Below are 5,690 nucleotides of genomic sequence, written 5' to 3'. Positions count from 1 at the left end.
CATGCATTTCGAGATCCAGATCGACGCCAGCCATCCGATCGGCAAGGACGACGGCGCCAATGTGAAGGATGTCCTGATGGAGTCCGCGCTGACCACCATCATGGACTGCGAAGATTCTGTGGCTGCGGTGGATGCCGATGACAAGGCCCTCGCTTACCGCAACTGGCTTGGCCTGATGAAGGGTGACCTCGAGGAAACCTTCGAGAAGGGCGGCAAGCAGATGACCCGCAAGATGAATGCGGACCGCACCTACACCGCCGCTGATGGCAGCGAGCTTGCACTGAAGGGCCGCAGCCTGATGTTCATCCGTAACGTCGGCCACCTGATGACCAACCCGGCCATCCTGCTGAACGACGGTAACGAGATCCCCGAAGGTCTGATGGATGGACTGATCACCTCACTGATCGCCATCCACGATCTGAAGGGCAACAGCAAGTTCCAGAACAGCACCAAGGGCTCCATGTACATCGTCAAGCCCAAGATGCACGGTCCGGAAGAGGTGGCGTTCACCAACGAATTCTTCGGCCGTGTCGAGGATGCCCTTGGACTGCCGCGCTTTACCCTGAAGGTCGGCATCATGGACGAAGAGCGCCGCACCACCGTCAACCTGAAGGCCTGTATCCACGCCGCGAAAGAGCGTGCGGTCTTCATCAACACCGGCTTCCTGGACCGCACCGGTGACGAGATCCACACCTCCATGGAGCTGGGTCCGTTCATCCGCAAGGGCCCGATGAAGCAGGCTACCTGGATCAACGCCTACGAGCAGTGGAACGTGGACGTTGGTCTGGAAACCGGTTTCTCCGGTGTTGCCCAGATTGGTAAAGGCATGTGGGCCATGCCCGACCTGATGGCTGGCATGCTTGAAGCCAAGATCGGCCACCCGAAGTCCGGTGCCAACACCGCATGGGTTCCGTCTCCGACCGCCGCAACCCTGCACGCCACTCATTACCACCAGGTAAATGTGTTTGATGTGCAGAAAGAGCTGGCCAAGCGCGAGCGCGCGGCCCTCGAGGATATCCTGACCGTGCCGGTGATGGAGGATCCGTCTTCCCTGAGCGCCGAGGACATCCAGCAGGAGTTGGACAACAACGCACAGGGTATCCTGGGCTACGTGGTGCGCTGGGTCGAACAGGGTGTGGGCTGCTCCAAGGTGCCCGACATCAACAACGTCGGCCTGATGGAAGATCGCGCCACCCTGCGGATCTCCTCCCAGCTGCTGGCCAACTGGTTGCATCACGGCATCTGCACCGACGCGCAGATCGAAGAAACCATGAAGCGCATGGCGGCGGTGGTCGACAAGCAGAATGCTGGCGACCCGGCCTATCGCAACATGGCCCCGAACTTCGATGACAGCGTCGCGTTCGAAGCAGCCATGGCTCTGGTCCTCAAGGGCTGCGAGCAGCCGAACGGCTACACCGAGCCGCTTCTGCACGAGTACCGTCAGAAGGCGAAGGCCAAGTACGGCCAGTAAGCCTCTCGCCAGACACAAAAAACCCGCGGTTTCCCGCGGGTTTTTTGTGCAAGCCTGAAAATGGGCTCTGACTCTATCTCCGGGGTCTGACCCCGAATGGGGTCAGACCCCATCTTCATCAGTCTTTATGCAAAACATCCGCCGCATACAGCGTATTCTGCAACAACGTAGCAATCGTCATCGGCCCCACGCCCCCGGGCACGGGCGTAATGTACGCCGCCCGCTCGGCAGCCACCTCAAACTCCACATCACCCCTCAGCTTGCCGTCTTCCATCCGGTTGATGCCGACATCAATGACGGTGGCGCCAGGCTTGATCCACTCACCCTTGACCAGTCCGGGTTTGCCCACGGCGGCAATCAGGATATCGGCTTCGCCCACAAATTTGGCCAGGTCCGGTGTGAATCGGTGACACACGGTGGTGGTAGCACCCTTTAACAGCAGCTCCATGCTCATGGGGCGGCCCACGATATTGGAGGCGCCCACAATCACCGCGTGCTGGCCCTTGTAGGGCGTGCCGATGGAATCGAGCAGGGTGATGATGCCTGCCGGTGTGCACGGGCGCAGTGTGGGTTTGCGCTGCATCAGGCGGCCGATGTTGTAGGGGTGGAAACCGTCCACATCTTTGTCCGGGCGAATCTTGATCAGGATCGGGTCCGCATCCAGGTGGTCCGGCAGTGGCAGCTGGACCAAAATGCCGTCTACGGCAGTGTTCTCGTTCAGTTCGTCCACCAGGGCTTCCAGGGCTTCCTGAGAGGTGTCTGCCAGCAGGTCGTAGGACAGGGACAGGATACCGGCCTCTTCGCAAGCCTTGACCTTGTTGCCAACGTAAACCTGGGAGGCCGGATCATTGCCGACCAGTACCACTGCCAGGCCAGGTGCCCGCAGGCCCTTCTGCTTTCGGGCTTCAACACCGGCGGCGACCTGCTGTCGTACCTGGGCGGCAATTTCTTTTCCGTTAATCAGTTTGGCGCTCATGTTTCCGTCTTGTCGGTTGGGCATCGATAAATGAAGGCCGGCAATTGTCTCATGCTTCCGCCCGAACTCCAATTGGACCAGGGGAGGGGAACCTTTCATGGCGCAGCGGGTCTTCATGAGTACCGAATCCATCGGTTTTTTCGAATGCGTGTTGACGGCGTCCTCCGGCGCCGGTAATATGCGCGCCAACTTTGCTGAGACACTAGTTGTTCAGACAGACGGGGTATAGCGCAGTCTGGTAGCGCGCCTGCTTTGGGAGCAGGATGTCGGGAGTTCGAATCTCTCTACCCCGACCACTTTTCTGTGTGTTCAGGTGGGCGAACGGTCAGGCGCCCGTAGCTCAGCTGGATAGAGCAACGGCCTTCTAAGCCGTGGGTCGCAGGTTCGAGTCCTGCCGGGCGCGCCATAAAGCCGTCGGTAAGGACGGTTCCGGGGCCATCGTAATCAGCAAGGTTGAAATTTCGGCGAAAATGTCGAAAATGCCGCAAGGCAATTCCCAATGTGGTGGACGTAGCTCAGCTGGTAGAGCTCAGGATTGTGACTCCTGCGGTCGAGGGTTCGAACCCCTTCGTCCACCCCACTTTTCCCCTTTAGTGATTTTCCGCAAAGTCTGAACTTTGGTAGTGTTTATCGAACCTCCGTTCAGCGTTGTGTATGCGAGCGTGGCGGAACTGGTAGACGCGCTGGATTTAGGTTCCAGTGGGGCAACCCGTGAGAGTTCGAGTCTCTCCGCTCGCACCACCCCTTTCTTTTCCGGATTTCATCCCCATATCTTCTGCTGACCTGAAAAGCTGTGATCCGCGCCTCCGAGCTCGTGCCATACAGGTGATTCTCTCGGCGGTGCAAACCGTGATAAACTACCGGCTTTTAATTTTCAGTCCTTCCGGGGCGAGCTGCCTGGAAACGGACTTTTGTTATAAATTTCATTCACATACCGAACCTGTAATTTGAGGATCTTCCATGCAAGTGTCTGTTGAAACGACCTCCAACATCGAGCGTCGCATGACGATTGGTGTGCCCGCCCAGGAAATCGACCAGGCGGTCCAGAAACGCCTGCAGGAAACTGCTCGGACTGTGCGCCTGAACGGCTTCCGCCCTGGCAAGGTGCCCATGAGCGTGGTCAAGCGTCGTTTCGGTGACAGCATCCGCCAGGAAGTTGTTGGCGAGGTTATGCGCGACAACTACATCAAGGCACTGCAGGAGCAGGACATCAACCCGGCCGGCTGGCCGCAGTTTGAGCCGAAGACCATGGAAGAGGGCAAGGACCTCGAGTTCGTGGCAACCTTCGAAGTGCTGCCGGAAATCGAGCTGGGCGATCTGAGCAAGATCGAAATCGAGAAGCCTCAGTCCGAGGTGACTGACAAGGATATCGATACCATGATCGATAACCTGCGTCGTCAGCAGGCCACCATGAAGGAAGTCAAGCGCAAGTCCAAGAACAAGGACGTTGTGACCATTGACTTCAAGGGCTTCATCGACGGTGAAGAATTCGAGGGTGGTTCCGCCGAAGGTCACCGTCTGACCCTGGGTTCCGGCCAGATGATTCCGGGCTTCGAGAAGGGCATCGTTGGTGGCAAGGCCGGCGAAGAGCTGGAAATCGAGGTGACCTTCCCCGAGGACTACCAGAACGAAGACCTGGCGGGTAAGCCGGCCAAGTTCGAAATCAAGATTCACAAGGTTGAAGAGCCGCAGCTGCCCGAGCTGGATGCCGAGTTCTTCCAGAAGTTCGGTATCGAAGCCGAAGACGAAGCCGCTTTCCGTGAGGAAGTGAAGAAGAACATGGAGCGCGAGCTGAAGCAGGCGGTATCCAACAAGGTCAAGAACGACGTGGTCGACGGCCTGCTGGAAACCACCGAGCTGGACATTCCGGCTGCCTTGGTGGACCAGGAAATCGATCGCCTGCGCCAGGATGCGGTGCAGCGTTTCGGCGGCCAGGTTGACTTCCAGCAGCTGCCCAAGGAAATCTTCGAGGAACAGGCCAAGCGCCGTGTGAAGACCGGCCTGCTGTTCCAGGAAGTGGTCAAGCAGAACGACCTGAAAGCCGAACCGGCCAAGGTAGAGGAAAAGATCCAGGAGATCGCTTCTACGTATGAACAGCCTGAGGAAGTTGTTGCACACTTCAACAACAACCCGGACCAGAAGTCCCAGATCGAGTCTTCCGTGCTGGAAGATGCGGTTGTTGACCATGTGCTGGAGCAGGCCAAGGTCAAAGAGAAGAAGATGAAGTACGAAGAGGCCGTTGCTGCGGGCCAGCCCCAGCGCTGATCAGCCGTGACCGGTTCGCGAGGCCGGTCGCGTTGGCCGAACCAGAAAACAGCCGGCTTGTCCGGCTGTTTTCATCTGGGCCGACTGGTGGCACAGTAAGGTGTGTAAAGACATCAGAAAATGTCGTGGGGCGAGTCCACGATCCATTGTCCATAAGGAGTTCAGGCGCACATGACGCAGAAACCAATTGATGGTCCCGCAATGGTTACCAATTCCGGCCTGGTGCCAATCGTTATCGAGCAGACCGCCCGTGGCGAGCGTTCTTTCGATATCTATTCCCGCTTGCTCAAGGAACGGGTGATTTTCATGGTCGGGCCGGTCGAAGACCACATGGCGAACCTGATCGTGGCCCAGTTGCTGTTCCTGGAATCCGAGAACCCGGACAAGGACATCCACCTTTATATCAACAGCCCGGGTGGCTCCGTGACTGCCGGCATGTCCATCTACGACACCATGCAGTTCATCAAGCCGGACGTGGCAACCCTGTGTATTGGCCAGGCGGCCAGTATGGGTGCCTTCCTGCTGGCGGGTGGCGCCGAGGGCAAGCGGGCCTGCCTGCCGCATTCCCGCGTGATGATCCACCAGCCGCTGGGTGGCTATCAGGGCCAGGCAACGGACATCGAGATCCACACCCGCGAGATCCTGAAGATTCGTCACACCCTGAACTCCCTTCTGGCCAAGCATACCGGCCAGGATCTGGAGACCATCTCGAAGGACACGGACCGCGACTATTTCATGGATCCGGACCAGGCCAAAGAGTACGGCCTGATCGATTCGGTACTTGATAAGCGCGTGCCGAATACATAATACTGAAAGTAATCGCATCAACCTTGGCCGGCGTACCTGCCAGTAACGCCGGCAGTTGACGAACAGAGGTAATTCAATGGCAGATGAAAGAAACGGCAGAGGCGACGATAACGGCAAGTTGCTGTACTGCTCGTTTTGTGGAAAGAGCCAGCATGAAGTCCGTAAGCTCAT

The 5,690-nt window shown here is 58.0% G+C and carries 5 protein-coding genes and 4 tRNA genes; 8 read left to right on the top strand and 1 reads right to left on the bottom strand.

Annotation, left to right across the window (positions count from 1 at the left end):
• On the top strand, nucleotides 1–1,471 hold a 1,471-nt coding region (locus ACESMW_RS18255), incomplete at its 5' end, for a malate synthase G (RefSeq protein WP_372988395.1).
• A 118-nt stretch (nucleotides 1,472–1,589) separates the two neighbouring features.
• Here the strand turns inward: ACESMW_RS18255 and folD are convergent.
• Nucleotides 1,590–2,447, bottom strand: a complete 858-nt coding sequence (gene folD / locus ACESMW_RS18250; protein WP_372988394.1) for a bifunctional methylenetetrahydrofolate dehydrogenase/methenyltetrahydrofolate cyclohydrolase FolD — start codon at nucleotides 2,445–2,447, stop codon at nucleotides 1,590–1,592.
• A gap of 219 nt (nucleotides 2,448–2,666) precedes the next feature.
• On the opposite strand from folD, the gene ACESMW_RS18245 reads away from it, so the two are divergent.
• The 7 genes from ACESMW_RS18245 to ACESMW_RS18215 form a co-directional block, all read left to right on the top strand.
• Nucleotides 2,667–2,743: transfer RNA gene (locus tag ACESMW_RS18245), tRNA-Pro, on the top strand.
• Nucleotides 2,744–2,776: 33 nt separating this feature from the next.
• A tRNA-Arg gene (locus ACESMW_RS18240) sits at nucleotides 2,777–2,853 on the top strand.
• Nucleotides 2,854–2,951: 98 nt separating this feature from the next.
• A tRNA-His gene (locus tag ACESMW_RS18235) sits at nucleotides 2,952–3,027 on the top strand.
• A 76-nt stretch (nucleotides 3,028–3,103) separates the two neighbouring features.
• Nucleotides 3,104–3,188, top strand: a tRNA-Leu gene (locus ACESMW_RS18230).
• Between the two features lie 219 nt (nucleotides 3,189–3,407).
• Nucleotides 3,408–4,712: a trigger factor gene (gene tig, locus ACESMW_RS18225; RefSeq protein ID WP_372988393.1), complete on the top strand. Its 1,305-nt coding sequence runs from the start codon at nucleotides 3,408–3,410 to the stop codon at nucleotides 4,710–4,712.
• 171 nt (nucleotides 4,713–4,883) lie between these two features.
• A complete protein-coding gene (gene clpP / locus ACESMW_RS18220; RefSeq protein WP_092000058.1) occupies nucleotides 4,884–5,519 on the top strand; it encodes an ATP-dependent Clp endopeptidase proteolytic subunit ClpP in 636 nt (211 codons plus the stop codon).
• A gap of 76 nt (nucleotides 5,520–5,595) precedes the next feature.
• Nucleotides 5,596–5,690 (top strand): ClpX C4-type zinc finger protein (locus tag ACESMW_RS18215; RefSeq protein ID WP_372988396.1); only part of this gene is annotated, 95 nt, incomplete at its 3' end.

It is taken from the genome of Marinobacter sp., from assembly GCF_041690455.1.
GTDB lineage: Bacteria > Pseudomonadota > Gammaproteobacteria > Pseudomonadales > Oleiphilaceae > Marinobacter.
Note: the sequence above shows the minus strand (reverse complement) of the source record. Positions and strands in the feature narration are given on the sequence as shown.